This window comes from Streptomyces sp. NRRL S-378, from assembly GCF_000720645.1.
Lineage (GTDB): Bacteria > Actinomycetota > Actinomycetes > Streptomycetales > Streptomycetaceae > Streptomyces.
This window is the reverse complement of the sequence record NZ_JOBX01000024.1, coordinates 73,119-100,003: the sequence shown is the minus strand read 5'-3', so window position 1 is coordinate 100,003 and position 26,885 is coordinate 73,119. Positions and strand designations below refer to the sequence as shown.

At 73.6% G+C, this 26,885-nt stretch carries 21 protein-coding genes; 16 read left to right on the top strand and 5 right to left on the bottom strand.

Features of this window, described 5'->3' with window-relative positions:
• The first annotated feature begins 65 nt into the window (after positions 1-65).
• Positions 66-635: a PadR family transcriptional regulator gene (locus IH80_RS0118675; RefSeq protein ID WP_030961814.1), complete on the top strand. Its 570-nt coding sequence runs from the start codon at positions 66-68 to the stop codon at positions 633-635.
• Positions 622-1,431, top strand: a complete 810-nt coding sequence (locus IH80_RS0118670; RefSeq protein ID WP_030961813.1) for an SGNH/GDSL hydrolase family protein — start codon at positions 622-624, stop codon at positions 1,429-1,431. Before IH80_RS0118675 ends, IH80_RS0118670 begins: the two co-directional genes overlap by 14 nt.
• Here the strand turns inward: IH80_RS0118670 and IH80_RS0118665 are convergent.
• Positions 1,428-4,544 (bottom strand): sacsin N-terminal ATP-binding-like domain-containing protein, encoded by a 3,117-nt coding sequence (locus IH80_RS0118665; RefSeq protein ID WP_386398581.1) that lies wholly within the window; start codon positions 4,542-4,544, stop codon positions 1,428-1,430. The genes IH80_RS0118670 and IH80_RS0118665 overlap by 4 nt on opposite strands.
• Before the next feature lie 296 nt (positions 4,545-4,840).
• The gene (serC, locus tag IH80_RS0118660) at positions 4,841-5,959 is read right to left on the bottom strand and encodes a phosphoserine transaminase (protein ID WP_030961810.1); all 1,119 of its coding nucleotides are present in this window, start codon (positions 5,957-5,959) and stop codon (positions 4,841-4,843) included.
• Between serC and IH80_RS39465 the strand changes: the two genes are divergently transcribed.
• The 5 genes from IH80_RS39465 to IH80_RS0118630 all read left to right on the top strand — a co-directional run bounded on the left by IH80_RS39465 (position 5,931) and on the right by IH80_RS0118630 (position 12,854).
• Complete coding sequence (locus tag IH80_RS39465) at positions 5,931-9,116, top strand: FAD-binding and (Fe-S)-binding domain-containing protein (protein WP_078906610.1); 3,186 nt, start codon at positions 5,931-5,933, stop codon at positions 9,114-9,116. The genes serC and IH80_RS39465 overlap by 29 nt on opposite strands.
• 57 nt (positions 9,117-9,173) lie before the next feature.
• Positions 9,174-10,109: an EamA family transporter gene (locus IH80_RS0118645; RefSeq protein WP_030961808.1), complete on the top strand. Its 936-nt coding sequence runs from the start codon at positions 9,174-9,176 to the stop codon at positions 10,107-10,109.
• Positions 10,109-10,474 carry a DUF1801 domain-containing protein gene (locus IH80_RS0118640; RefSeq protein WP_030961807.1) on the top strand — a complete coding sequence of 122 codons (366 nt, stop codon included), beginning with the start codon at positions 10,109-10,111 and terminating at the stop codon, positions 10,472-10,474. The genes IH80_RS0118645 and IH80_RS0118640 overlap by 1 nt, the downstream gene beginning before the upstream one ends.
• Before the next feature lie 453 nt (positions 10,475-10,927).
• The gene (locus IH80_RS0118635; RefSeq protein WP_030961805.1) at positions 10,928-12,124 is read left to right on the top strand and encodes a hypothetical protein; all 1,197 of its coding nucleotides are present in this window, start codon (positions 10,928-10,930) and stop codon (positions 12,122-12,124) included.
• On the top strand, positions 12,108-12,854 hold the full coding sequence (locus IH80_RS0118630; RefSeq protein WP_030961803.1) for a hypothetical protein: 747 nt from the start codon (positions 12,108-12,110) through the stop codon (positions 12,852-12,854). Before IH80_RS0118635 ends, IH80_RS0118630 begins: the two co-directional genes overlap by 17 nt.
• A 639-nt stretch (positions 12,855-13,493) precedes the next feature.
• Here the strand turns inward: IH80_RS0118630 and IH80_RS0118620 are convergent.
• Positions 13,494-14,429 (bottom strand): Ppx/GppA phosphatase family protein, encoded by a 936-nt coding sequence (locus IH80_RS0118620; RefSeq protein ID WP_030961802.1) that lies wholly within the window; start codon positions 14,427-14,429, stop codon positions 13,494-13,496.
• 63 nt (positions 14,430-14,492) lie between these two features.
• Here IH80_RS0118620 and IH80_RS0118615 point away from each other — a divergent pair, with 63 nt between their 5' ends.
• On the top strand, positions 14,493-15,374 hold the full coding sequence (locus IH80_RS0118615; protein WP_030961801.1) for a hypothetical protein: 882 nt from the start codon (positions 14,493-14,495) through the stop codon (positions 15,372-15,374).
• A gap of 72 nt (positions 15,375-15,446) precedes the next feature.
• Here the strand turns inward: IH80_RS0118615 and IH80_RS0118610 are convergent, their stop codons facing one another.
• Positions 15,447-17,225 carry a BACON domain-containing protein gene (locus IH80_RS0118610; protein WP_037880372.1) on the bottom strand — a complete coding sequence of 593 codons (1,779 nt, stop codon included), beginning with the start codon at positions 17,223-17,225 and terminating at the stop codon, positions 15,447-15,449.
• A gap of 196 nt (positions 17,226-17,421) precedes the next feature.
• Here IH80_RS0118610 and radA point away from each other — a divergent pair, with 196 nt between their 5' ends.
• Positions 17,422-18,849, top strand: a complete 1,428-nt coding sequence (radA, locus tag IH80_RS0118605) for a DNA repair protein RadA (protein WP_030961797.1) — start codon at positions 17,422-17,424, stop codon at positions 18,847-18,849.
• Positions 18,850-19,166: 317 nt separating this feature from the next.
• A complete protein-coding gene (disA, locus tag IH80_RS0118600; RefSeq protein ID WP_030817598.1) occupies positions 19,167-20,291 on the top strand; it encodes a DNA integrity scanning diadenylate cyclase DisA in 1,125 nt (374 codons plus the stop codon).
• A 126-nt stretch (positions 20,292-20,417) separates the two neighbouring features.
• On the opposite strand, the gene IH80_RS0118595 is transcribed toward disA, so the two are convergent.
• Positions 20,418-21,224, bottom strand: a complete 807-nt coding sequence (locus tag IH80_RS0118595) for a hypothetical protein (protein ID WP_030961795.1) — start codon at positions 21,222-21,224, stop codon at positions 20,418-20,420.
• 124 nt (positions 21,225-21,348) lie between these two features.
• Between IH80_RS0118595 and IH80_RS39460 the strand changes: the two genes are divergently transcribed.
• The 6 genes from IH80_RS39460 to cseC all read left to right on the top strand — a co-directional run bounded on the left by IH80_RS39460 (position 21,349) and on the right by cseC (position 26,652).
• Complete coding sequence (locus IH80_RS39460; protein ID WP_051809545.1) at positions 21,349-22,038, top strand: phosphatase PAP2 family protein; 690 nt, start codon at positions 21,349-21,351, stop codon at positions 22,036-22,038.
• A complete protein-coding gene (locus tag IH80_RS0118585) occupies positions 22,035-23,024 on the top strand; it encodes an A/G-specific adenine glycosylase (protein WP_078906609.1) in 990 nt (329 codons plus the stop codon). The genes IH80_RS39460 and IH80_RS0118585 overlap by 4 nt, the downstream gene beginning before the upstream one ends.
• Before the next feature lie 272 nt (positions 23,025-23,296).
• The gene (locus tag IH80_RS0118580; RefSeq protein WP_030961792.1) at positions 23,297-23,863 is read left to right on the top strand and encodes a SigE family RNA polymerase sigma factor; all 567 of its coding nucleotides are present in this window, start codon (positions 23,297-23,299) and stop codon (positions 23,861-23,863) included.
• 65 nt (positions 23,864-23,928) lie between these two features.
• A complete protein-coding gene (locus IH80_RS0118575) occupies positions 23,929-24,567 on the top strand; it encodes a hypothetical protein (RefSeq protein ID WP_030961791.1) in 639 nt (212 codons plus the stop codon).
• Between the two features lie 34 nt (positions 24,568-24,601).
• Positions 24,602-25,315 (top strand): two-component system response regulator CseB, encoded by a 714-nt coding sequence (gene cseB, locus IH80_RS0118570; RefSeq protein ID WP_030961789.1) that lies wholly within the window; start codon positions 24,602-24,604, stop codon positions 25,313-25,315.
• Positions 25,312-26,652, top strand: coding sequence for a two-component system sensor histidine kinase CseC (cseC, locus tag IH80_RS0118565; RefSeq protein WP_030961788.1), 1,341 nt, complete (start codon positions 25,312-25,314; stop codon positions 26,650-26,652). The genes cseB and cseC overlap by 4 nt, the downstream gene beginning before the upstream one ends.
• Positions 26,653-26,885 lie beyond the last annotated feature (233 nt).

Genomic DNA, 26,885 nt, shown 5'->3' with positions numbered 1-26,885 from the left:
ATTGACTAGTCAGTTTCGTGAGTATCATGCGGGGGAGCACGAGGAAAAGGAAGGGGGCAGCCGCGATGGCCCTGCGACACGCCGTACTGGCGGCGCTGCTGGACGGCGAGTTCAGCGGCTACGAGCTGGCGAAGTCCTTCGACATCGGCGTCGCGAACTTCTGGCACGCCTCGCCCCAGCAGCTCTACACCGAGCTCGCCAAACTGGAGAAGGAAGGCCTGGTCGAGGGCCGGCAGGTGGTCCAGGAGACACGGCCCAACAAACGCCTCTTCCGGGTCACCGACACCGGCCGGGCCGAGCTGGAGGACTTCGCGGCCGCCGCGTCCAAACCCTCGGTCATCCGCGACGACCTCCTCGTCAAGGTCCAGAACGCCGACCGGATCGGCACCGGGCCCGTGATCGCACAGCTCGAGGAACGGGCGTCCGCGGCCGACGCCAAGCTCGAACTCCTGGGCAAGGTCCTGCGCAAGATGCGCGGCGACCTGGACGAGGAGGAGTTCCTGCTCCACGGCGAACGCATCGGCGGGTACCTGACCTGCCTGCGCGGCATCGCCTTCGAGCAGGGCCACCGTGACTGGTGCCGCCGCAGCGCGGCGATCCTGCGAGAGAGGCGGACCACCCGTGCCGAGCACTGAGTACCGGCGCTACGTCGCCCTCGGCGACAGCCAGACCGAAGGCCTCGGCGACGGCGACGACACCGCGGGCCTGCGCGGCTTCGCCGACCGGTTCGCCGGACACCTGGAGGCCGCCCGCCCCGGCCTGCAGTACGCCAACCTCGCCGTCCGGGGACGGCTCGCCGGCCAGGTCCGCGCCGGACAGCTGGAAGCCGCCCTGGCCCTGCGCCCCGACATCGCCACCGTCGTCGCCGGGGTCAACGACGTGCTGCGGCCCCGGTTCGACGCGGCGGAGGTCGCGGGCCACGTCGAGGCGATGTTCGCCGCGCTCACGGCGGCCGGGACGCACGTGGCCACCGTGACCTTCCCCGACCTCGGCCGGGTCGTCCCCCTCGCCCGGCCCCTCGCCCCGCGCCTGGCCGACCTCAACGACCGCATCCGCGACGCCGCCGCCCGGCACGGCGTCACCGTCGCCGAAACCGCCCTGCCGGAAGCCGTCGCCGACCCGCGGATGTGGACCACCGACCGGCTGCACGCCAGCGCCGTCGGCCACGAACGCATCGCCGCCGCCCTCGCCCACGCCGTCGGCCTCCCCGGCAGCGACGACTCCTGGACGCACCCGTTGCCACCGCGCACCGCCCCCACCCCGGGGGCGGCCCTCGCGGCCGAACTGCGCTGGGCGGCCGCCTTCCTCGGCCCCTGGCTGGGCCGCCGCCTGCGCGGCCGCTCCTCCGGCGACGGCCGCACCGCCAAACGCCCCGACCTGCTCCCCGTCACCGCGGGGAGCACCGGCCCGGAGACCGCGGCCGCGTCCTAGTCGAACCAGCGGTCCCGGGCCAGTTCCGCCGTACGGGACGGGTCCTCCAGGAGGGCCGCCACTTCGAAGCGGCGCGGCCACTGGCCCGCCGACCAGGCGAGGCCCGCCGCCACACCCTCCAGGGTCGACGCGTGCAGGGTGCCGTCGGGCGTGCGCCGCCAGTCAAGCTCCGTGCCGCCCGCGACCAGCTCCTCGTGCTCGAGGTACGTCGCCGGCGTCGCCGGGCCCAGCAGCACCCGCACCGATTCCGGCACCTCGTGCACCTCGCCCGGCGTCGTCACCTCCGCCGGCACGGTCTCCGACAGGCGGCGCACCTGGAGCAGCTCCGCGAGGTCCGCCGCACGCACCGGGGACACCGGCAGCAGGGGCAGCCCCGCCGCCAGCGGCAGCAGGTCCGGGGCGTCCGCGATCACCGCGTCCGCCGCGTCCACGACGACCACCTCGCCGTCCACCACCGCGCGCAGCTCGTCGGGCAGGGTCACCTGCTCGGGGTCGAGATCGGCCAGCGCGTTGTACAGGCCGTGCAGCTGCCGGTCCGTCACCTCCCGCTCCGGGTCCGCGAGCCGGCCCAGCAGCTCGGCCGCGCCCCCGGGCTCGTCCAGCAGCGCCGGCACGGACGTCCGTACGCCCAGCGCCCGCAGCACCTGCTCGTCCTCGAAACCGGTGGCGTCCGCCGAGGTGTAGAGGCCCTCCAGCAGCGGGTCGCCGCCCGCCGCGCGCAGGCCCGCCGGGCGGCGGCCGTCCAGCACCGGGTGGTCGCGCAGCCACCACGCCGTGTACGGGCGCACCGACTGCGTGGTGCCGTCCGGCAGCAGGAGCCGTACCGGCTGGGTCAGCGCGTCCCGCAGCGGCGGCCGCGCCAGCATGGCCAGGGCCTGCGGCCAGCAGTCGTCGTCGACGAGGTCCAGGTCGCGCACGGCGACCAGCTCGGTCGCCACCGGCGGGACGGGCAGGTCGGGCAGCTGGTCCAGAACGTCCTCGCACCACACGTCCACCGCGTCCAGCAGCCCCGCGTCGTCCGGCTCGGCGAAGTCGCCCTCGCGGGGCTCCAGTTCGTCCGGATCCAGGACCACGTCGGTGGCGCGCACCAGCTGGAAGGCGGCCAGCACCCCGCAGGCCGTCAGCGGGGCCTCGCCCCAGCGCTCCGCCAGCTCGGCGTCCACGTACGGGACCTCGTCCTCGCGGATCACGGCCGCCAACGGTGAGCCCGGCAGCAGCAGTTCGCCCGCGGGTGTCAGTTCCCCGTCCTCGTCCGGCAGGGCCAGCGCACCCAGCCACGGCTCGTCCCCGGGCGCCAGCTCCGCATCGCGGACCAGCCCGAGGACCACCTCGGCCAGCTCGTCGGCGTCCAGGGTGTCGGCGTCCTCGTCCCAGATCTCCCCGGCGTCCAGGGAGGCGGCCACGGCGGCCCGCACCTGCGGGGTGGTCAGGACGGCGCGGGCCGTCGCGGGGAGCGAGCCGAGCTTCTCCAGCAGCGGGTGCGCCGCCTCCGGGTGGGCCACCTTCAGCCCCAGCCGGGCCAGGTCCTCCGGGGTGTCCGCGTACGGGAGCAGGACGTGGCGCGGCCCGATGGTGGTGCGGCCGTCGGCGAGCGGTACGGGCAGCCCCGACAGCCGGTCGGGGTCCACTCCGGCGAGGCTGTCGTAGAGCCGGTACCACCACTCGGGGGTCCGTTCGATGCCCGCGATCCGCTCGATGGCGTCTCCCAGCGGCAGCCGGCCCACGCCCAGGGTGCGCAGCTCGGTACGGCGTTCCAGGCCCGCCGGCAGCAGGGTCGGCAGGACCTCGGCCAGGACGCGTACGGTGTCCGCGCCCGCGCCCTCCACCACCTCGGCCTCGAAGGGGCGCAGGGCGACCCGCTCCTCCGCGTGCTCGGGCGGCGCGGCCGGTGCGAGGAAGGCCGTGCGGGGCAGCCGCTGCAGTACGGCGGCGCGCAGGGCGCCGTCCAGCTCGCCCTTGCCGAGCGGGCCGGGGACCAGGTCCACGAGCCCGGTGCCCACCGGGTCCCAGGTGCCCAGGAGTTCGGCGTACGCGTCGGCCGCCCGCTCCACGAGGAAGTCGGTCAGCGGTCCCGGGGCGGGGTGGCGGCGGCTGGTGTCCAGCGGCAGGGTCGCGATGAGCAGCGCAGGGATGCCCAGCGGCTCGTCGGTCGGTGTCGGGGCGTGCACCACGGGGGCCGTGGTCGGGCGCAGCGGGGCGCCGTCGGTGTCGACGGGCACGGCCCACGACACGGCCCAGGAGGGCCGCAGGCGTTCCTCCACGGGCCGGTCGGCGAGCAGCGCCTTCTCGATGGCACCGCCGTGGCGGACGGTGCGCCAGCGGTTGGTGTGCGTACCGGAGCCGGTGGTGTCCTCGACGACGGTGTAGGCGCCCTCGTCGCGACGGTCGAGGGTGCGGGTGCCGGCGGGGGTCTCCACGACGACCTGGCACAGCCCGGGCAGGGTGAGCAGCAGGGCGTCGTCGATGCCCGTGAGCAGCCGCTCGACGAGGTCCTCGGCGGCGGCGTCGCGCAGCGGGAGGACCACGACGGTGTCGTAGCCCTCGGGGGCGGTGCCCTCCGCGGGCAGGGGGAGCCGCAGCAGCGGTACGTGTCCGTCGCGGCGGCGCAGTTCGTCGCCGAGGCCGGGGCTGCCGACGGCGGCCTCGCGGGCCAGTTCGCGGGCCTCGGCGAGGGACCAGCGGACGCCGCCGTGGCGGCCGAGGACCGCCGGTTCGTCGCAGACGGCGAGGACGGCCGCGAAGCCGACGCCGAAGCGGCCGACGCTCTCCGCGGCGGGCTCCCGTTTGGCGGAGGCGCGCAGGGTGCTCAGGGATTCCACGCCCGTCGCGTCCAGCGGTGCGCCGGTGTTGGCGACGGCCAGCAGTGCCGGGCCGCCCTCGCCCGGGTGGAGGGTGAGCCGCAGCCGGCCGGGCACCTTGGCCCGGGCCGCGGCGTCGGCCGCGTTCTGGGCCAGCTCGACGACGAGCCGGTCCCGGTAGCCGCCGAGGGCGAGGTCCTCCTCGGCATTGGCGTCCTCGCGGAACCGGGCCGGGCCGGCACCCCAGGCGTCGAGCACCCCCCGCCGCAGCCGGGCCGTGCCGAAGGGGTCCACGCCGCTCTGGGCCGCCGTCACTCGCACGCTCACGCCGCTGCCTCCAAGATTCGCCCAACGGAACTCCTGAAGGTATCGCGTGCCGGGCTGCGCCTTGCCCGTGAGGTGGGCGAACACGACGACGTCGGAGTCCCGGTGGCGGTCCTTCGTGAGGGTGGCGCCGCAGGCGATGAGCCGCAGCTCGGGTGTGGGGACCAAGGTCCCCGCACCACGCCGGTGCCGGAGCCGGCACCGGAAAGCGGAGCCGGCACCGGAAAGCCGAGACCCCCGGCGACGACGAGTCACCGGGGGCTTCGGCAGTACCGGACGGACGACGGTCAGAGCTTCTCGATCACGTAGTCGATGCAGGCCGTCAGCGCCTGCACGTCCGCCGGGTCGATCGCCGGGAACATCGCGATGCGCAGCTGGTTGCGGCCCAGCTTGCGGTACGGCTCGGTGTCCACGATCCCGTTGGCGCGCAGCACCTTCGCGACCGCCGCCGCGTCGATGTCGTCCGAGAAGTCGATCGTGCCGATGACCGCGGAACGCTTGTCGGCGTCGGCGACGAACGGCGTCGCGTACTTCGACGCCTCCGCCCAGCCGTACAGGTTGCGCGCACTGGCCGCCGTACGGCCCGTGGTGAACTCCAGGCCGCCCTGGCTGTTCATCCACTCGAGCTGCTGGTCCAGCAGGAAGAGCGTGGCCAGCGCAGGGGTGTTGTACGTCTGGTTCTTCAGCGAGTTGTCGATCGCCGTCGGCAGCGAGAAGAACTCCGGGATGTGCCGCCCCGACGCGTGCACGCGTGCCGCGCGCTCCAGGGCCGCCGGGGAGAACGCCGCCAGCCACAGGCCGCCGTCGGAGGCGAAGGACTTCTGCGGCGCGAAGTAGTAGACGTCCGTCTCGGTGATGTCCACCGGCAGACCGCCGGCACCCGAGGTCGCGTCCACCAGAACGAGGGACCCGGCGTCCGCGCCCGCGACGCGCTTGATCGGCGCCGCGACACCCGTCGAGGTCTCGTTGTGCGTGTACGCGTACACGTCCACGCCCGCCTCGGCCACCGGCTCGGGGTGCGTGCCCGGCTCGGAGGAGATCACGGACGGCTCGTCCAGCCACGGCGCGAGCTTCGCGGCCTTGGCGAACTTCGAGGAGAACTCGCCGAAGGTCAGGTGCTGGGACTTCCGCTCGATCAGACCGGCGGTCGCGATGTCCCAGAAGGCGGTGGAGCCGCCGTTGCCCAGGATCACCTCGTAACCCTCGGGGAGCGAGAAGAGGTCCCGGAGGCCCTGGCGCACCGATCCGACCAGGTTCTTGACCGGGGCCTGGCGGTGTGAGGTTCCGAGCAGGGAGGTACCGGTGGCGGCGAGGGCGTCCAGCGCCTCGGTCCGCACCTTGGAGGGGCCCGCGCCGAAGCGTCCGTCGGCGGGCTTGATGTCAGCGGGAATCTGGATCTCAGCCACGAGCGGAGCGTATCGGGTCCCGGTCCGCGCTCCGGACGCGCGTCCACCCGATGAGACGCGGCGCGGCGGTGGCAGGCTGGGCGCCGTGACGACACCTGGTGAAGTCGAGCGGACATTGCGGGCCGAGCTGCGCGGAGACGTCGATTTCGGCGCCGCGGCACGCGCCCTCGTGACCATGGACGCCTCCAACTACCGCCGCGTCCCCCTCGGCGTCGTGGCCCCGCGCGACGCCGACGACGTCGCGGCCGCCCTGCACGTGTGCGCCGAGGCCGGCGTCCCCGTCGTCCCGCGCGGCGGCGGCACCTCCATCGCCGGGCAGGCCACGGGCACGGGCGTGGTCCTCGACCTCACCCGGCACATGAACGGCCTCCTGTCCGTGGACCCCGCCGCCCGCACCGCCGTCGTCCAGCCCGGCCTCGTCCTCGACCGGCTCCGGGACGCGGTGCGCCCGTACGGACTGACCTTCGGACCCGACCCCTCCACCCACTCCCGCTGCACCCTCGGCGGCATGATCGGCAACAACGCGTGCGGCGCCCACTCCGTGGCCTGGGGAACCACCGCCGACAACGTCACCGAGCTCGCCGTGACCACGTACGCGGGCACCGCCCACCGCATCGGCACGGGCTGGGCGGGCGCCCCCGACGGCCTGCGGGAACTGGTCGGCGCGCACCTCGGCCTGCTGCGCACCGGCATGCCACCCCGCTTCTCGCGGCGGATCTCCGGCTACGGCGGGCTGGACGCACTGCTCCCGGAACGCGGCGTGCGGCTCGCGCAGGCCTTCTGCGGCAGCGAAGGCACCCTCGGGGTGGTCACCGAGGCCGTGGTGCGCCTCGTGGAACTGCCGCCCGCGCCCGCTCTGGCCGTCCTCGGGTACGCCGACGAGAGCGCGGCCGCGGACGCGGCCGCCGGGCTGCTGCCGTACCGGCCGCTGACGGTCGAGGGCATGGCCGAGGACCTGGTCGGTGCGGCCGGGGGCGGGGCGGGCGCGGTGGGTGCGGCGGGCGCGGACGCGGCACGTGCGGCACTGCCCCGGGGCCGGGCCTGGCTGTTCGTCGAGATGCCGGACGAGGGCGCGGCACGGGCCGTCGTACGCGGCGCCGACGCGCTGGACGCGCTGGTCGTCACGGACCCGGCGGGACAGCGCGCGCTGTGGCGCATCCGCGAGGACGCCGCGGGTACCGCGACCAGGGCGCCCGACGGGCGGATGGCCTGGCCGGGGTGGGAGGACTGCGCGGTCCCGCCGGCCCGGCTGGGCGCGTACCTGAGGGAGTTCCGGGCCCTGCTGGCCGCGCACGGCTTGCGGGGCACCCCGTACGGGCACTTCGGCGAGGGCTGTGTGCACGTACGCATCGACTTCGACCTGGCGTCGGCCGCCGGCGTGGCCCGCTTCCGCACCTTCTCGGAGGAACTGGCCGACCTGGTCGTGGCCCGCGGCGGCTCCCTGTCGGGCGAACACGGCGACGGGCAGGCGCGGGCCGAACTCCTGCCGAAGATGTACGGCGCGGACGTCGTCCGGCTCTTCGGGGCGTACAAGGACGTGTGGGACCCGGCCGGCGGCATGAACCCGGGCGTGCTGGTCAGGCCGGCCCGGCTGGACGAGAACCTCCGCTTCGCGGTCCTCCCGGCCACCCCGTTCGCGGGCGAGGTCGCACGGTGCGTCGGCGTCGCCAAGTGCCGAACGGCTGCGCCGGGCGGGACGGGTGTGCTGGGCAGGACGGCTGCGCCCGGTGGGACGAGTGCGCCGGGCGGGACGGCTGGGTCGGGCGTGCTGGGTGAGCCGGGCGGGACGGGTGTGCTGCGTGTGCCGGGTGTGCCGGGTGGCTCGGGCGTGACGGTTCCGCCCGGTGGGACGGGTGGCTCGGGCGTGATGTGTCCCTCCTACCGGGTCACCGGCGAGGAACAGCACTCCACGCGCGGCCGGGCCCGGCTGCTGCACGAGATGCTCGCGGGGGAGGTCGTCACCGGTGGCTGGCGCTCCCCGGAGGTCGCCGAGGCGCTCGACCTGTGCCTGGGGTGCAAGGGCTGCCTCAGCGACTGCCCGGTCGGCGTCGACATGGCCTCGTACAAGTCGGAATTCCTGCACCACCACTGGGCCGGCCGGATCCGGCCGCTCGCCCACTACACCCTGGGCGGCCTGCCGGCATGGCTGCGCCTGATCGCCCGACTCCGAGCGGCGGGCGCCGTCAACGCGGCCGCACGCCTGCTGCCGTTCCCGGTACCGGGCCTGGCCCGGGAACGGACCCTGCCGGAACTCGCGAAACGGCCGTTCACGCGCGACGCGGCGGCGGTGACAGGTCCGACGGCAGGCCCGGTGGCAGGCCCGACGCCAGCCCCGACGCCAGGCCCGGTGGCAGGCCCGACGCCGGCCCCGACGGCAGGCCCGGTGGCAGGCAGGGCGGATGGGGCCGGCGAGGGCGCGGCCGCCGTGACGCTCTGGCCCGACACGTTCACGGAGTACCTCGCCCCCGAGGTCGGACACGCCGCACTCCGCGTGCTCCGGGCGGCCGGCCTGGACGTGTCCCTCCCCCGCGGCGGCGGCCTGGTCTGCTGCGGCCTGACCTACCTCTCCACCGGCCGCCTCGACCGTGCCCGCAAGGTCCTGCGCCGGACCCTGGACACCCTCGGCGAGGTCCCCGGGCCCGTCACCGTCCTCGAACCGAGCTGCGCCGCCGCCCTGCGCGCCGACCTGCCCGCCCTGCTCCCCGACGATCCGCGCGCGGCCCGCCTGGCGGCAGCCGTGCGCACCGTCGCGGAGACCCTGGAGGAGTACGCCCCGGACTGGCTGCCGCCCCGCCTCGACCGCGCGGTGGTCGGCCAGACCCACTGCCACCAGCACGCCGTCCTCGGCGACGCGGCGGACCGCCGGCTGCGCGAGCGCGCCGGACTCGTGGGGGAGCCCGCCGGAGGCTGCTGCGGCCTCGCCGGCAACTTCGGCTTCGAGCCCGGCCACCACGAAGTGTCGGTGGCCTGCGCCGAGGAACAGCTGCTGCCGTCCCTGCGCGCGGCCCCGCCGGACGCGCTGGTCCAGGCCGACGGCTACTCCTGCCGGACCCAGATCGCCCAGCTGGGCGGCGTCCGAGCCCGTCACCTCGTGGAACTGCTGGCGGACGGACTGGCCGCCAGAGCCACCGAGGACGCTCCCGACACGCAGCCTTAGTGAAGATGTAAGGCGGCAGGAGCGGCAACACTCCTTACGGCGGCTTAGGCTGGACCCATGCCCGCACCTACCGCGTCCCCGACGACCACCCCCGCCGCCGCACTCCCCGCCGACCCCTCAGCCGAGGGGGCACGGTCCCGCTTCGGGCCGGTCGCACTGGTGATCTCGGCGGGCGTCTCGGTCCAGTTCGGGGCCGCCCTCGCGGTCATGATCATGCCGAGGGCGGGTGCGGCGGGCGTGGTCACCCTGCGCCTCGCGGCCGCCGCGATCGTGCTGCTGCTCCTGTGCCGGCCGAAGGTGCGCGGGTACACGCGCTCCGACTGGGGCACGGTCGCCGCGTTCGGCGTGGCGATGGCCGGTATGAACGGCCTCTTCTACCAGGCCATCGACCGGATCCCGCTCGGTCCGGCGGTCACCCTCGAGGTCCTCGGGCCGCTCGCCCTCTCGGTCGTCGTCTCACGGCGGCTGGTGAACTTCCTCTGGGCCGGCCTCGCCCTCGCCGGCGTGGCCCTGCTGTCCGGGCATGGCGGGGGCGGCCTCGGCTTCGGCTCCCTCGACCCGCTGGGGGCGGCCTACGCGCTCGGCGCGGGCGCGATGTGGGCGGCGTACATCGTGTTCAGTGCGCGCACCGGCCGACGCTTCCCGCAGGCGGACGGCCTTGCCCTGGCGATGGCGGCCGCCGCCGTCCTCTCCCTGCCGCTGGGCGTCTTCGAAGCGGGCACGGACCTGCTGGTCCCGAGCACCCTGGCGCTGGGCGTCGGCGTGGCCGTCCTGTCCTCCGTACTGCCGTACACCCTCGAACTCCTCGCCCTGCGGCGGATGCCGGCCCCGACCTTCGCGATCCTGATGAGCCTGGAGCCGGCCATCGCGGCCACCGCGGGCTTCCTCGTCCTGAGCCAGGCGCTGTCGCCGCTCGACGCCGTCGCCATCGCCCTCGTCATCGCGGCCAGCATGGGCGCGGTCCGCTCCCAGATCGGAAAGCAGGCCGCCTGATGGACGTCGCCGCCTACCTCTCCGCCGCCCCCGAAGACCGCAGGCCGGCCCTCGCCCGTCTGCGCGAGCTGTGCGTGAGGGAACTGGAGGGCTTCGAGGAGGGCATCGCGTACGGCATGCCGGTGTACGTGCGGCCGGGCGGGACCGAGGCGGAGATCGCCTGGGCGAACCAGAAGCAGTACATCTCCTTCTACCTGATGCGCACGGACGTCCGGGACGCCTTCGCGGACCGCCTGGCGGCCCACGACATGGGCAAAGCCTGCCTCCGCTTCCGCAACCCCGCCAAGGTCGACTTCGATCGGGGTGTGAGGCGCGGCGGTGGTGCGGGGGCGGGAGCGGCTCGGGCGGTGGTCAGAGTGGCGTAGGGGGGTTTCCCGTCAGTCCCATCGTCTCTCCGGTTCGGGCCGGCCCCTCAAGGGCGCTCGTTCCTCGCGTCGCTTCGCGATGGCCTTCGGCCACCCTTGACCGACCGTCCCGCCCCGGACATACGAAGACTGCCGGGAAACCCCCAAAGGAACGGGCCGGGGGAGCAGGAGGAAAGAGACGGGGCGGTGCCATGCCCGGGCGGAGCCCGGAGCGCCCCCAATCGCTACGCGCTCCTCCAAGACGGCGACTGCGAGCCCCTTGGGCTGGTCACAAACCGCCATCGATCGCTACGCGCTCCTCGACTACGGCGACTGCGAGCCTCTGGGGCCGGGCACAGGCCGCCACCGATCGCTACGCGCTTCTCGATCACGCGACTGCGGTCCGTCCGGGGCTGATTGAGGGACGATGCTTTGAGTAACTCATCCATTTCTGTGAAGGGCAGGTGCCGTTTGATGCACCGGACCGAAGCCATCCTCGATGAGGCGGGCAACATACTGGTTGCGCCTTCGACGCTGCGCGACCACTTCCTGATCAGGGACTTCTTCGGGGCCACGATCACGCCCGAGGAGCTGGCCTCGGCCGATCTCGCGGGCAGGGCCGTCTACCTGTGTGGCGACGTGTCCGGAATCGATGGCCGCCAGTTGCGGGCGGCGGCGCGGGTGTTCGTCATCCGCGAGCTGTCCCAGGGGTGCGGGCCGGACCGGCCCTGGACCGTCGTCGATGGCGGGCGGGTTCCCGTCCGAGTGCACGGCGCCGGCGTGTACTACCGCCGCTTCTTCGACCTCGACGCCGATCACTTCGGACGGATCGAGGCGGAGCACGCCTTCCAGTCGCTGACGGAGTCCAACAAGCCCGGCACGGCCCACCGGAGCGGAATCTATCTGACGCCCGTCACGCAGGACGGGGACGCACTGCATTTCCGTCTGCTCCGGTGCTCGACGAATCTCTCGGGGCCGACCGAGGGGTTCCGTACCACGGACACGGAGATCGTCGATGCGCTGAACCGCGAGGCGGCCTCCGTATTCCGGAACCATGCGCCGCTGAACCACGTTCTCGCGCAGATCTACCACAACACGCTTGCCACGGCGGAGCGCAAGCAGTCCAAAGCGAAAATATCTGCCCATGCCGACAAGACCAAAGACATGCCCGGCAACGGCATCATGGCCTTCTGCACCTTCTACGAGGGGCTCGACAAGCTGCAGCCCATGGCGGACGACGCCTTCGACCACGGCCTGAAGCGCGCGAGCGGGCTGACCAGGCTCCACTTCCGCCTCAAGGAGCCGGCCGACAGCGCGCTGCCCGCTCAGTTCGCCCTGACCCTCTATCCGGGCTCCGTCTTCTTCATGCCGCTGTCCACCAACCGCCTCTATACGCACGAGATTCGCCCCTCGACGCTGAACGCCGAGGCGCTCCCGACCCGACTGGGATACGTGGTGCGCTGTTCGAGCGCCGAAGCCGTCCACCGGAACGGACAGACGTTCCTCAAAACAGCCCAGGATCTGGTGGAGCTGGGCCCGCCGACCCCTGAGGGCATGGACGAGCTGCGCAGGCTGTACGCCGAGGAGAACAGGACTGCGTCCTTCATCGACTACGGCGACCAGTTCCTCTTCAGCATGAACTCGGGAGACTACGTTGCCCCCCGAGCCTAGGATCTCGTCGTACGTTCTGCCGATCGAGCAGAACCTCTTTGCGGAGCTGTCCGCGTCGGCCCAATGGGAAGAGCTGGGAAAGGGCCGCCGGGGGGCCGTGCTCACGAGGATCGACGAGCGCGGTACGCCCCTCGTGCGCACCACCACGCGATACAGCAGCCCGACCCAGCGCTTCCGCGCGGTGCACGAACGGCTGGCGCTGCAGATCCAGGAACGTGCGGACCTCCCGGTCGGCTTCAACAACGCACTCATCGAGCGCTACACGAACGCCTACCGGACCATGGGCAGCCATTCCGACCAAGCCCTGGATCTGGCCGACGATTCCTTCATCGCCGTCTTCTCCTGCTATCAACACCCCGAAGCGAGCCCCCCGCGGAAGCTGATCTTCGAGGCGAAGGAGTCCGACGCCACGTTCGAGATCCCGCTCACTCAGCACAGCGTGGTCATGTTCTCCGTGGACTCGAATCGGCGGCTCAAGCACAAGATCGTGCTGGACGCCCCCGCCCCGGAGAACCAATGGCTGGGCGTGACGTTCCGGACGTCGAAGACCTTCCTCCGGTTTCGCGACGGACACGCGTACCTCCCGCAAGGCGCACGCCTCACGTCGGCCGACGACGAACAGAGCCGCGAGTTCTACCGCCTACGGCGCCGCGAGAACCACGAAACGGACTTTCTCTACCCCCCACTGACCTACACCGTCAGCGAAAGCGACCTGCTGCCGCCCACCTGAGGGAAACGACGGCTGAGCCGAAGCCCACCCCTGCCCGGCAGATTGTCGAGGAGCACGCAGCGATCCGGGGCGACCTGTGCCCAGCCCCGGACGACTCGCAGTCGCGAAATCGAGGAGCGCGTAGCGATCTGTGGCGGCTTATGTCCAGCCCAAGGGGCTCGCGGACGCCGTCTTGGAGGACCGCGTAGCGATCTGTGGCGGCTTATGCCCGGCCCACGACGCGGACGCCGTCGGGCGGGAGCGCGTAGCGATGTGACGCGCTCCGGGCTCCGCCCGGGCATGGCACCGCCCCGTCTGTCTCCTCCTGCTCCCCCGGCCCGTTCCTTCGGGGGGTTCCCGGCAGTCTTTCGGATTTCCGGGGCGGGACGGTCGGTCAAGGGTGGAGCGCAGCGACATCGCGCAGCGACGCGACCGAAGGGAGCGCCCTTGAGGGACCGGCACGACACGGAGAGACGATGGGACTGACGGGAAACCCCCTACGCCACTCTGACCACCGCCCCACCACACCGCCGCCCCCTGCCACCACCGCCGGGCCTTCCAGCTCCCCCCGCCGCGCCCCCGAGGGGGGTGGGCAGCCGCTGGCCCGGAGGGCGGGGCCGCGGGGGTGGGGGACCCCGCCCGCGCGTGCCCCCGTACCCGCTACGCCGGGGTGGGGAGGTGGTCCAGCCTGCGCAGGATCACTCCCTCGCGCAGGGCCCACGGGCAGATCTCCAGCTCCTCGACACCGAAGAGGTCCATCGTGGCCTCGGCGACGAGCGCACCCGCCAGCAGCTGGTTCGCCCGGCCCTCCGAGACGCCCGGGAGGCTGGAACGCTGGGCCGTCGTCATCGCGGCCAGGCGCGGGACCCACTCCTCCAGGGCCTTGCGGCTGAGGTCCCGCTGCACGTACAGGCCGTCCGCCGAGCGGGCGGCGCCCGCGATGCGGGCCAGCTGCTTGAAGGTCTTGGACGTCGCCACCACGTGGTCCGGGGCCCCGAACCGGCTGAACTCGCGGACCGTCCGCGCGATCTCCGTCCGCACGTGCCGCCGCAGCGCCCGGACGTCCAGGGCGTCCGGCGGGTCGCCGGGGAGCCAGCCCGAGGTGAGGCGGCCCGCGCCCAGCGGGAGGGAGACGGCGGCGTCCGGGTCCTCGTCGATGCCGTACGCGATCTCCAGGGAGCCGCCGCCGATGTCCAGGACCAGCAGCTTCCCGGCGGACCAGCCGAACCAGCGGCGCGCGGCGAGGAAGGTGAGCCGCGCCTCGTCCTCTCCGCTCAGCACCGGCAGGTCGACGCCCGTCTCGATCTTGACACGGGCCAGCACCTCGTCCGCGTTGGTGGCCTCGCGCACAGCGCTCGTGGCGAAGGGGAGGACGTCCTCGCAGCCCTTGTCCTCCGCGGCCTGTACCGCCTCGTTGATGACGGAGAGGAGGCGCTCGACGCCCGCAGGGGTGACGGCGCCGGCGCCGTCGAGGAGCTCCGCCAGCCTTATCTCCACCTTGTGCGAGTGCGCCGGCTGCGGGCGCGCACCGGGGTGCGCGTCCACCACCAGCAGATGGACGGTATTCGAACCCACATCTAGGACACCGAGTCTCATAGGGGGAAACGCTACTGCGAGGAACGCTCAGGGGTTGTGTAAGGGGCGCTTAGGCTTGGGTTTGTGCCAAATACGAAGAAGGCCAACAAGACCCGGTCGGAGAAGGACACGGGCAAGGACGACCAGGGCGCGAGCATCAAGCGCGCCAAGAGCGGCAAGCCCGGCACGCCCGGTAAGCCCGCGAAGGGCAGGGCCGTGGCCGACGAGAAGGGGCTCGACTTCCCCCGGGCCTGGGTGGAGTTCCCCGACCCCGCCGACGACGAGCAGGTCTTCCGCTGCGACCTGACGTGGCTGACCTCGCGCTGGACCTGCATCTTCGGCAGCGGCTGCCAGGGCATCCAGGCGGGCCGGGCCTCGGACGGCTGCTGCACGCTCGGCGCGCACTTCTCCGACGAGGACGACGAGAAGCGCGTCGCGGAGCACGTGGCCCGGCTGACGCCCGAGCTGTGGCAGTTCCACGACGTGGGCAGCGAGAGCGGGTGGACGCAGAACGACGACGACGGGGAGAAGCAGACCCGTCGCTGGGACGGAGCGTGCATCTTCCTGAACCGGCCCGGGTTCCCCGCCGGGGCGGGCTGCTCGCTGCACATCCTCGCGCTGAAGGAGGGCCGGGAGCCGCTGGAGACCAAGCCGGACGTCTGCTGGCAGCTGCCGATCCGCCGGACGTACGAGTGGATCGACCGGCCCGACGACACCCGGGTGCTCCAGGTGTCGATCGGCGAGTACGACCGCCGGGGCTGGGGCCCCGGTGGCCACGACCTGCACTGGTGGTGCACGTCGGCGACGTCCGCGCACGGCGCCGGGGATCCGGTGTACGTGTCGTACCGGGCGGAGCTGACGGAGCTGATGGGCAAGGAGGGGTACGAGGCGCTCGTGCGGCTGTGCGAGGCCCGGCTGGCCTCGCTGCTGCCGATGGCTCCGCACCCCGCGGATCCTGCCCCGTAGCGAAGCCCGCAGGCGGAGCGCGCAGGCGAACCCCGCAGGCGACCCGCAGGCGAAGCCGGTGAGCGGAGCCGGTCAGCCCCCCGCCGGGCCCGACGGAGCGGGGTCCGGCGCGGGGGAAACCGTTCCGCCTGCGCCGTCCGACGAGGTCGGCGCGGGCGTCGGGGACGGCGGCGGGATCGTCGGTTCCGTCGGGGCCGGTGTCGGCGTCGGCCCCTGGGTCTGGTCCGGTGACGCCGGCGGGCTCGCGGGCTGCGTCGGTTCCGGCTGCGGGGTCGCCGTCGACGCGGGCCGGCCGCGGCCCCGGATGGAGACCACCGCGCCGGTCGGGTCGACCCCGACCCGGGCGCTCCAGGCGCCGACGGGCTGTGACTCGGGGTCGACGGCGATGTGCAGCGTGACCGATTCGCCGGGGGCGAGCGTGCCCGCGGTGCGGCTCGCGCGCAGCCAGGGCGCGTCCGACCAGAGTCGCCAGTCCACGGGGGCGCCGCCCGAGGCGGTGAGGGTGAGCAGGGTGAGGGCGCCCCGCGAGGTGGCGGCCACGGAGAGCCGGCCGGGTGCACCGGCCTGGTCGGGGGGTGCGGGCGGTCCGCTGCTGATCACTTCGACGGAGACGTCGGAGGAGTCGCTGCTCTCGGCGAAGCCGGGGCCGCCGGTGGTGGCGGCTGCGTTCCCCGTGTTCTCGTAGGCGGTCAGCGGGCGGCCGTCGATCCGGGCGGTCGGGAGTTCGGTCTCGCTCGCGGAGATACGGGTGGAGCCGTTCCCGGCGGGTTCGCCGGTGCCCTGCTCGCCGCGGTACGAGGCCCACAGCGCAAGGACCGGGGCCGCGACGACGGTGGCCACGACGGTCGTGGTGACCGCCCGGGCCCGCAGCCGGTCGCGGCGGGCCGCGCGGTCCTTGGGGTCCATCGGGAAGCCCGTGCGGTCGAAGCGTGGGCCGGGGCTGCGGCCGCGGCCCCGGCCGGAGCGGAGCATCGCGGCGTGGACCGCGGTGCGGGGGGCGGGTACGAGCGGCAGTGCGGCGTTGTCGACGCCTGCGCAGCCGGGCCAGGGGGCGGCGGCCCCGACGCGTTCGGCGACGCGCCGGCACCGGGGGCAGTCGTCGACGTGCCGGACGAGTTCGGCGCGCAGGGTGCTGGACAGCAGCACGTCGCCGCTGCCGCCGTTGCCGTCCGCGTCCCCGCCGGTGAGCTGGGAGACGCTGGGGCAGCTGCCGGTCTCGACGACGGCGAGGGCGGCGCGGGTGCGCTCGACCTCGCAGGCGGCGCCGGTCAGCAGTTCCCGGGCGACGGCGGGGGGCGTGCCGAGGACCGCGGCGAGTTCGGGGAGGGCGAGGCGGTGGCGGACGGCGAGTTCGAGCGCCTCGCGCTGCGCGGGTGTGGTCCCCGCGGCCTCCGGCCACGCGAGCCGGGCCAGCTCGGTACGGCGGTAGGCGTCGACGTCAAGCTGTCGACGGGCGTCCTGGGCCGGGCCGTCGTCCGTCACGCCCCCCGGCGCACGGTCACTCCCCGCATGCTCCGGCGCACGCCGGGCGGAATGCGCTCCCTGCCGAACGCGCCGCTGCTCCGATAGTCGGCGCAGGCAGCCCCAGCGGGCGAGCGCGTAGAGCCAGGCGCGCCGGTCGCCCTCGTCGGGGCAGCGGCCGGGATGCCGCTCCGCCACGGCGAGGACGTCTCCGAGCACGTCGGTCGCGGTGTCGTGGTCGCACAGGACCGACAGGCAGTAGGTGAACAGGCCGTCGAGGTACGGCTCGTGCCGGAAGGGGCGCGGCGGCTCCTCTTCGCGAGGCGTGCGCCCATGCGCCCGGTGTGCGCCGGTGCGCGGCGAGGGTTGGGCCTGGTGGCTGCTGTTCACCTGGCGACCGTAGGCGGCGCGCCGGGGGCGCTCTGGAAGCCTTCCCCGGTTTTAGCCCTTATGGGTGAACAGATCGGCGGTGCACTGACGACGGCCCTGACACGGGCGGGGGCCCGGGGCCGTCCGCGCCCGGAGCCGTGCGCCCCGAGGGGCACCGCGGCCCGCGCTGTCGGTGCAGGCGGCTACCGTGAACGGCATGGCTGCCCGCACTGCTCGTTCATCCGCCAAGGACCGACCGTCCTACCGCTGCACCGAATGCGGCTGGACCACGGCCAAGTGGCTCGGCAGGTGTCCCGAGTGCCAGGCCTGGGGGACCGTCGAGGAGATGGGCGCGCCCGCCGTACGGACCACCGCGGCCGGCCGGGTGTCGACCGCGGCGCTGCCGATCGCCCAGGTCGACGGACGGACGGCGACCGCGCGCAGCACCGGGGTGGACGAGCTGGACCGCGTCCTGGGCGGCGGGCTGGTGCCCGGCGCCGTCGTACTGCTGGCCGGTGAGCCCGGCGTGGGCAAGTCGACGCTGCTGCTGGACGTCGCGGCGAAGGCCTCCAGCGACACCCACCGCACCCTGTACGTCACGGGGGAGGAGTCGGCGAGCCAGGTGCGGCTGCGGGCCGACCGCATCAAGGCGCTGAGCGACCACCTGTACCTCGCCGCCGAGACCGACCTGTCGGCGGTGCTCGGGCACCTCGACGCCGTGAAGCCGTCCCTCCTCGTCCTGGACTCCGTACAGACCGTCGCCTCCCCCGAGATCGACGGCGCGCCCGGCGGCATGGCCCAGGTGCGCGAGGTGGCGGGCGCGCTGATCCGGGCGTCGAAGGAGCGGGGCATGGCCACCCTCCTCGTCGGCCACGTCACCAAGGACGGGGCCATCGCCGGTCCCCGCCTGCTGGAGCACCTCGTCGACGTGGTGCTGAGCTTCGAGGGCGACCGGCACGCCCGGCTGCGGCTCGTGCGCGGCGTGAAGAACCGGTACGGCGCCACCGACGAGGTCGGCTGCTTCGAGCTGCACGACGAGGGGATCACCGGGCTCGCCGACCCGAGCGGGCTGTTCCTGACCCGGCGCGCCGAGGCCGTTCCGGGGACCTGTCTGACCGTGACCCTGGAGGGGAAGCGGCCGCTGGTCGCCGAGGTGCAGGCGCTGACCGTGGACTCGCAGATCCCCTCCCCCCGGCGGACCACCTCGGGCCTGGAGACCTCGCGCGTGTCGATGATGCTGGCGGTGCTGGAGCAGCGCGGCCGGATCACGGCGCTCGGCAAGCGCGACATCTACAGCGCCACCGTGGGCGGGGTGAAGCTGACCGAGCCGGCCGCGGACCTGGCGATCGCGCTCGCGCTGGCGTCCGCCGCCAGTGACGTCCCGCTCCCGAAGAACCTGGTGGCCATCGGGGAGGTCGGCCTCGCCGGGGAGGTGCGGCGGGTGACGGGCGTGCAGCGGCGGCTGGCGGAGGCGCACCGGCTGGGCTTCACGCACGCGCTGGTGCCGGCGGATCCGGGCAGGGTGCCGCCCGGCATGAAGGTCACGGAGGTCGCCGACATGGGCGACGCCCTGCGGGTGCTGCCGCGCGGCCGTTCCCGTACACCGGCCAGGGAGGCCAAGGAGCGGGCCGCGGCGGCGGACTAGGGGTCCGGTACCGGGCGGCCCGCGAACCGCACCGCGCACCGCGCACCGCGCACCGCGCACCGCGCACCGCGCACCGCGCACCGCGCACCGCGCACCGGCAGCATGATCGAACCGAGCGGACCGTCATGATCGACCCGGCCGACCGACCGGTCGCCGCCCTGGTCAGGGGGTCCGTACGGGCCCCGGCCGGGCCGTAGCTGGCCAAGCCACGGCGGGGCCGCAGCGCGCGCCGGTAGACTTTGTGCTGGTCCGCCCGGCCGTACGCACGTCCTCGTGCCCCCGCGCTCGGCGGCGCAACCCGCGACCGGAGGAGTGCAGTGGCAGCCAAGGACGGGGCATCAGCACCCGGGAAGTCCGGCGCGAGCTCCAAGCACGACGCGCTCATGCGCGCCTCGCTGAGCGCGGTCGCACCTGGTCAGCCCCTGCGCGACGGCCTTGAGCGGATCGTCCGCGGCAACACCGGCGGCCTGATCGTCCTCGGCATGGACAAGGCCGTCGAGGCGATGTGCACGGGCGGCTTCGTCCTGGACGTGGAGTTCACCGCGACCCGGCTGCGCGAGCTGTGCAAGCTCGACGGCGCGCTCATCCTCGACAAGGACCTCACCAAGATCCTGCGGGCCGGCGTGCAGCTCGTGCCGGACGCGTCGATCCCCACGGAGGAGACGGGCACCCGCCACCGTACGGCCGACCGCGTGTCGAAGCAGTGCGGCTTCCCGGTGGTGTCGGTGTCACAGTCGATGCGGCTCATCGCGTTGTACGTGGACGGGGAGCGGCGGGTCCTGGAAGAGTCCGGGGCGATCCTGTCGCGGGCGAACCAGGCGCTGGCCACGCTGGAGCGGTACAAGCTGCGCCTCGACGAGGTCGCGGGCACGCTGTCGGCGCTGGAGATCGAGGACCTGGTCACGGTGCGCGACGTGACGGCGGTCGCGCAGCGGCTGGAAATGGTCCGCCGGATCGCGACCGAGATCGCCGAGTACGTGGTCGAACTGGGCACGGACGGGCGACTGCTGTCCCTCCAGCTGGACGAGCTGACGGTGGGGATCGAGCAGGAGCGGGAGCTGGTCATCCGGGACTACGTGCCCGAGCCGACGGCGAAGCGTTCCCGCACGGTGGACGAGGCGCTGGCGGAGCTGGACGCGCTGACCCACCCGGAGCTGCTGGAACTGCCCATCGTGGCGCGGGCGCTGGGGTACACGGGCTCGCCCGAGACGCTGGACTCGGCGGTGTCGCCGCGCGGCTACCGGCTGCTGGCGAAGGTGCCGAGGCTGCCGGGCGCGATCATCGAGCGGCTGGTGGAGCACTTCGGCGGTCTGCAGAAGCTGCTCGCCGCGAGCGTCGACGACCTGCAGACGGTGGACGGCGTGGGCGAGGCCCGTGCGCGCAGTGTCCGCGAGGGCCTGTCCCGTCTGGCGGAGTCGTCGATCCTGGAGCGGTACGTCTAGCCTGCGGCTCCGCTCGGCCGACGCACCCGGGCCCCTGTGCCCGTTCGGCGTGCGCGCCGCTGCCGGGGGCGCCGCCCCCGGACTCCGCGCCTCGAACGCCGGCCGGGCTGAAGGCGGAGCCGGAGTTCAGTTCTGCTTGAGGACGAATGAGGTGCGGGCGACCGGCATGCCGGGGGACTTGACCTCGACCACGTAGGTGTCCGGAGCGGCGGTCCCCGCAGGAGGCGTCTGGCACTGGTCGGCCGCGCTGAACTTGCGGTCCCAGTCGAGCGCGTGCTTCGTCTCGCCCTGGGCCGGGAGGCGGAAGAAGGCGTTGCCCGCGCCCGTCGGGCAGTCCGCAGAGGACCACACCGCCTTGTTGCTGCTCGCCTGAAGGATGGTCATGACCGCCTGCTTCGGGCCGAGATCGACCTTGCAGGTGGTTCCGGAGATGTTGCGGGCGACCAGTTCGAGGCGGGGCTTCTCGTTCGCCTCGTACTCGTTCTTCGCGCTCTTGACCTCCCACTGGAGCGCGCTCGTCGCGCACGTGGGGAGCGGGGAGTCCGCCGGGACCGCCGCCGGGCCGCCCGCGCCGCCACCGCTCGCGGAGCCCGAACCGCCGCCCGCGCCGGTGCCGTTGCCCGGTTCGCCGTTCTTGCCGGCTCCGCCGCCGGAGCCGCCCCCGGAGCCTGCCGACCCGCTGCCGCCGGATTCGGCGCGCCCGCCGGGGGCGGCGCTGATGGCGGGGCCCGTACCGGACGGGCCCGGGGTGATCGAGGTGACGGGATCGGGGCCGCCCTCGCCCTTTCCGTTCGTACTCGTCCTCCCCCCACCGGAACTGACGGTCCATACTGCGAGGAGCGCGAGGAGCGCGACGACGGACGCCAGCACAGCCCTCCGTCGCCAGTAGATGGAGGAGGGGAGCGGCCCGACCGGATTGCGCAGAGATCCCACGGAGGGAACTTTACGAGAGTTCGCGACGCGATCAGTGCCCCACATGCCGCGCAACGGACTTGATTTGCCGATGATCATCCTGCGGGCCCAGGCGGAGGCGCTGAGAACCGGCCAAAGGGCTGACATGGAGATTAATCCGGTTTCAGTACGTTCAGTGACCATGGACACCTCCGGCCTGTACCGCGTCGTCACCGGCTTCGCCCGCTCCACACCCGTGTGGGTGCAGTGGACGGCCGAGGTGTGGACGGGATACGGCCTGCTGCTCTTCGGGGTGCTCTCCGCCGCCGTCTGGTGGCGGGCGCGCGGCCGTGCCGGTGCCCGGGCGGTGGCACTCGCCCTCCTCGCGCCGGTGGCCACCGCCGCCGCGTACGTCGTGTCGGAGACGGTGAAGTCCGTCGTGGACGAGGAGCGTCCGTGCCGCGCCGTCGGCGGCGCGGCGGCCTCCCTGGTGGGCTGCCCGCCGCCCGGCGACGGGTCCTTCCCCAGCAACCACGCGACCATCGCGGGCGCCGCCGCCGTGGCCCTGGTCATGGCCGCTCGCCGGCTCGCGCCGCTGGTGGTGCCGCTCGCACTGCTGATGGCCTTCTCCCGCGTCTTCGTCGGTGTCCACTACCCGCACGACGTGGCGCTGGGCCTGCTGCTGGGCGGGGCGGTCGCCGCCCTGCTCGTCCTCGTTCTCACCGGTCCGGCCGCCTCCGCCGTCCGCGCGGTGCGGGCGGGCCGGATCCGGGCGGTCGTGCTGCTGACCGGGCCGGGACCGGCCGACGCGTCCTCCCCCGAGGTCCGAAACGTGCCAGGATGCCGTATGCCATGACTGCATCCCCCTCTCCCTCCCACGACATGACCGACCCCACGACCGACGCCGTGACCGACGACGCGTCCCGCGACGCACGTCGCGACGTCTCCGCCGACTCCGCCCACGCGCTGCACTCGCCCGTCATCTCGTGGTTCGACGAGCACGCCCGCGACCTGCCCTGGCGCCGCCCCGAGTCCGGCCCCTGGGGCGTCATGGTCAGTGAGTTCATGCTCCAGCAGACCCCGGTCAGCCGGGTCCTGCCGGTCTACGAGCAGTGGCTCGCCCGCTGGCCCCGCCCCGCCGACCTGGCCGCCGAGGCCCCCGGTGAGGCCGTACGGGCCTGGGGACGGCTCGGCTACCCGCGCCGGGCCCTGCGGTTGCACGGCGCGGCCGCCGCGATAACGGAGCGGCACGGGGGCGACGTACCGCAGGAGCACGCGCAGCTCCTGGCGCTGCCCGGGGTGGGCGAGTACACGGCCGCCGCGGTGGCCTCCTTCGCGTACGGGCAGCGGCACGCCGTCCTCGACACCAACGTCCGGCGGGTCTTCGCGCGCGCCGCCACCGGGGTCGAGTACCCGCCGAACGCGACCACGGCCGCCGAGCGGCGCCTGGCCCGCGAGCTGCTGCCCGAGGACGAGAGCACCGCGGCCCGCTGGGCGGCGGCCTCGATGGAACTCGGCGCGCTCGTGTGCACCGCGAAGAACCCTGACTGCGCGCGCTGCCCGGTGGCCGGGCTGTGCGCGTGGCGCCTGGCCGGGAAGCCGGCGCACGACGGGCCGCCGCGGCGCGGCCAGACGTACGCCGGGACCGACCGGCAGGTGCGCGGCAAGCTGCTGGCCGTCCTGCGCGAGGCGGTGGGCCCTGTGCCGCAGGCCGTGCTCGACACGGTGTGGAACGAGCCGGTGCAACGGGCCCGCGCTCTCGACGGACTGGTCTCCGACGGGCTGGTGGAACCCCTCGACGGCGGCCTCTACCGGCTCCCGCAGAGCCGGCCGCAGGCGTGACGGGCGGCGGGCCGGGGAGGGTGCGCGACCGGACCGCGACGGTTCGGAAACGGACCGTGCACCGGCCCGCCACCGCCCGTAGCCACCACTGAAGCTGAGTCAGCAATTCCGCTTGTTGCCTGGAAACCGCAGCTCAGGGCACTGTTACACAACCTATGGGTGTCCGTGCTCCCACCGAAGGCTGGCTCGCACAGGCCCGTGACAACCCCTCCGTACCGTCGTCCCCGTAAGACAGCGGTGGAGCGGTCGGACGGGAACGGAGGCGGTCTGAAATGGCGCAGGCGCATGGCGAGGTGCTCGGGTTCGAAGAGTACGTACGCACCCGGCAGGACGCCCTGCTGCGCAGTGCGCGGCGCCTGGTCCCGGACCCCACCGACGCCCAGGACCTGCTCCAGACGGCCCTCGTGCGCACCTACGGCCGCTGGGACGGGATCGCGGACAAGTCGCTGGCCGACGCCTACCTCCGCCGCGTCATGATCAACACTCGTACCGAGTGGTGGCGCGCCCGCAAGCTCGAAGAGGTCCCCACCGAGCAGCTCCCGGACGCGTCCGTCGAGGACGGCTCCGACCAGCGCGCCGACCGCGCCCTGCTGATGGACATCCTCAAGGTGCTCGCGCCCAAGCAGCGCAGTGTGGTCGTCCTGCGACACTGGGAGCAGATGAGCACCGAGGAGACGGCCGCGGCGCTCGGAATGTCGGCGGGAACCGTGAAGAGCACTCTGCACCGCGCCCTGGCCCGCCTCCGGCAGGAGCTGGAGAGCCGGGACCTGGACATGCGTGCGCTGGAGCGCGGTGACCACACCGTGCGGTACGAGGGGCGTGAGCGGTGCGCGGCCTGAACGGCCAAGATCTGAACGGCAGGAGCTCTCCCCCCTCGTTCGGGGGAAGGGGCAGTCTGGTGCTGGTGTCGGCGGGGACGATCGTCCTCGTCGGCACAGCCGTGTTCGCGGTCGGTTGCGCCACCGGCGGCACCGGCCTGCGCGACGGCGGCCCCGCCCGTACCGACACCGTCGCCAGGACCACGCCGTCCGGCTCGTCCTCCGAGTCCTCCTCGGTCTCGTCGTCCGCATCCGGCACGCCCCTGAAGAAGGTGGACCCGGTCGCGCTGATCATGGCGGACCCGAAGGTCAGCTCCGAGGTCAAGCGGGGCCTCAAGCCCTGCACGGGCAAGGAGTACCCGGTGGACGTGAGTTACGGGAGGGTCACCGGCGGCCCGGTGACGGACATCGTCGTGAACGTCCTCTCCTGCGCCGACGCCCTGGGCCGCGGCTCCTACGTGTACCGGGCGGACGGCGGCTCGTACGAGAATGTGTTCTCGGACGAACAGCCACCCGTCTACGCGGAGATCGACCGGGGCGACCTGGTGGTCACGAAGCAGGTCTACGGAAAGAGCGACACGCTCGCCTATCCGTCGGGCGAGGACGTGATCACGTACCGCTGGAACGGGGAGAAGTTCACCGAGCAGGACCGGGTGCACTCGGAGTACAGCAACGTGGTCGACGGCGGCGTGCAGCCGGCCCCGGCGACGAGTCAGAAGAACTGAGCACTGAGCAAGAAGAACGAGGCGAGGCTTGCGCATGGCCGAGACCCATGTCCTGTTCGTGGAGGACGACGACGTCATCCGTGAGGCCACGACCCTGGCGCTGGAGCGCGACGGGTTCGTGGTCACGGCCATGCCCGACGGCCTGTCCGGCCTCGAGTCCTTCCGCGCGCGCCGGCCCGACATCGCCCTGCTGGACGTGATGGTGCCGGGCATGGACGGCGTGAGCCTGTGCCGCCGCATCCGCGACGAGTCCACCGTCCCCGTCATCATGCTGTCGGCGCGCGCCGACTCCATCGACGTGGTGCTGGGTCTGGAGGCGGGCGCCGACGACTACGTCACCAAGCCCTTCGACGGATCCGTGCTCGTCGCCCGGATCCGCGCCGTGCTGCGCCGCTTCGACCACTCCGGCGGCGCGCAGAACGGCGGCGCGGGCGCCCCCGACCACGGCCCGGACGGCGAACGCGGGGTGCTCTCCTTCGGCGACCTGGAAGTGGACACCGAGGGCATGGAGGTCCGCAGGTCGGGCGCCAACGTGGCGCTGACGCCGACGGAGATGCGGCTGCTGCTGGAGTTCTCCTCCGCACCCGGCACCGTCCTGTCGCGCGACCGGCTCCTGGAGCGGGTGTGGGACTACGACTGGGGCGGCGACACCCGCGTCGTGGACGTCCACGTCCAGCGGCTGCGCACCAAGATCGGGCAGGACCGCATCGAAACGGTCCGGGGCTTCGGATACAAGCTGAAAGCATGAGACGGTTCACCCTCCGCACGGGGATCCGCTGGAAGATCACACTCGCCATCGCCGCCGTGGGCGCCCTCGTGACGATCGCGCTGAGTCTGGTGGTGCACAGCGCCGCCCGCGTGTCGATGCTGGGGAGCGCGCGCGAAGTCCAGCTGGAACGCGTGCAGTTCATCTCCCGCAACGCCGAGGCCGGGCGCAAGCCCCCCATGGGGGCCAAGCTCAACGATCCCGAACTGCCCGCCGAACTGCGGCAGAAGGCGCAGTCGGGGCGGCGGGGGACGTACATCCAGGAGCGCCCGCACGGGGTACCCGAGGTATGGGCCGCCGTACCGCTCGGCAACGGCCAGGTGCTGTCGCTGCACACGCCGTTCCGGGAGAGCGCCGACCTGCTCCCCGACCTGGACCGGGCGCTGGTCGTCGGCGGACTCGCCGCCGTCATCGGCGGATCGGCGCTCGGCGTGCTCATCGGCGGCCAGATCTCGCGCCGGCTGCGCAAGGCTGCCGCCGCCGCGCAGCGGGTGGCGCACGGTGATCCCGACGTACGGGTGCGGGACGCGGTCGGCGGTGTCGTCCGCGACGAGACGGACGACCTCGCACGGGCCGTGGACGCCATGGCCGATGCCCTGCAGCAGCGGCTGGAGGCCGAGCAGCGGGTGACCGCGGACATCGCGCACGAGCTGCGGACCCCGGTGACGGGTCTGCTCACCGCCGCGGAACTGCTGCCCCCGGGGCGGCCCACGGAGCTGGTCCGGGACCGCGCGCAGGCGCTGCGCGCACTGGTCGAGGACGTGCTGGAGGTGGCCCGGCTGGACAGCGCCTCGGAGCGGGCGGAGCTCCAGGAAGTGGCGCTGGGCGAGTTCGTGAGCCGGCGCGTGAAGGTGCTGATGCCGGAGGCGACCGTACGGATCGTGGCGGACGAGATCGTCAGCACCGACCCCCGCCGGCTGGAGCGGATCCTGGGCAACCTGCTCGCCAACGCAGCCCGGTACGGGCGGCCGCCGGTCCAGGTCGACGTCGAGGGACGGGTGGTGCGGGTCCGCGACCACGGGCCGGGCTTCCCCGAGGCACTGCTGCGCGAGGGGCCGAGCCGGTTCCGTACCGGGTCGACGGACCGGGCCGGCGTGGGGCACGGGCTGGGGCTGACCATCGCGGAGGGTCAGGCGCGGGTGCTGGGCGCCCGGCTGACCTTCCGCAACGTGGCGGCTCCCGGTGTACTGGACCGCTCGGTGACGCCGGAGGGCACGCCCGTCGGCGCGGCGGCCGGAGCGGTCGCGGTGCTGTGGCTGCCGGAGCACGCACCGACGGCGACGGGCAGCTTCCCGGTCCTGAAGCTGCCACCGGGCTGACGGAGGGGCACGCTGCCGCCGGCCCGGTACGGGGCCGGCGGGTGCCGGGCCGGCGGCTACCGGGCCGTACCCGTCCACGGGTGTGTGTCTTAGGCTCCCTGCCATGACCGACGGCACGTATCCCCCGAGCAGCCCGCAGCCCGAGCCCGCCCCCGGCAGCGGCGGATACGGGTTCCCGCCGGGGCCGCCCGCCCAGAACGGCTACGGCGGCTACGGCTACCCGGCAGGAAACG

Excerpts from the sequence above, each read along its gene's own strand:
- IH80_RS0118580 (WP_030961792.1), top strand. The coding sequence starts at position 23,297 with ATGGCGCAGGCGCATGGCGAGGTGCTCGGGTTCGAAGAGTACGTACGC.
- cseC (WP_030961788.1), top strand. The coding sequence starts at position 25,312 with ATGAGACGGTTCACCCTCCGCACGGGGATCCGCTGGAAGATCACACTC.
- IH80_RS0118640 (WP_030961807.1), top strand. The coding sequence starts at position 10,109 with ATGGACGTCGCCGCCTACCTCTCCGCCGCCCCCGAAGACCGCAGGCCG.
- cseB (WP_030961789.1), top strand. The coding sequence starts at position 24,602 with ATGGCCGAGACCCATGTCCTGTTCGTGGAGGACGACGACGTCATCCGT.
- IH80_RS0118635 (WP_030961805.1), top strand. The coding sequence starts at position 10,928 with ATGCACCGGACCGAAGCCATCCTCGATGAGGCGGGCAACATACTGGTT.
- IH80_RS0118675 (WP_030961814.1), top strand. The coding sequence starts at position 66 with ATGGCCCTGCGACACGCCGTACTGGCGGCGCTGCTGGACGGCGAGTTC.
- radA (WP_030961797.1), top strand. The coding sequence starts at position 17,422 with ATGGCTGCCCGCACTGCTCGTTCATCCGCCAAGGACCGACCGTCCTAC.
- IH80_RS0118585 (WP_078906609.1), top strand. The coding sequence starts at position 22,035 with ATGACTGCATCCCCCTCTCCCTCCCACGACATGACCGACCCCACGACC.
- IH80_RS39460 (WP_051809545.1), top strand. The coding sequence starts at position 21,349 with ATGGAGATTAATCCGGTTTCAGTACGTTCAGTGACCATGGACACCTCC.
- IH80_RS0118645 (WP_030961808.1), top strand. The coding sequence starts at position 9,174 with ATGCCCGCACCTACCGCGTCCCCGACGACCACCCCCGCCGCCGCACTC.
- IH80_RS0118620 (WP_030961802.1), bottom strand. The coding sequence starts at position 14,429 with ATGAGACTCGGTGTCCTAGATGTGGGTTCGAATACCGTCCATCTGCTG.
- IH80_RS39465 (WP_078906610.1), top strand. The coding sequence starts at position 5,931 with ATGTCAGCGGGAATCTGGATCTCAGCCACGAGCGGAGCGTATCGGGTC.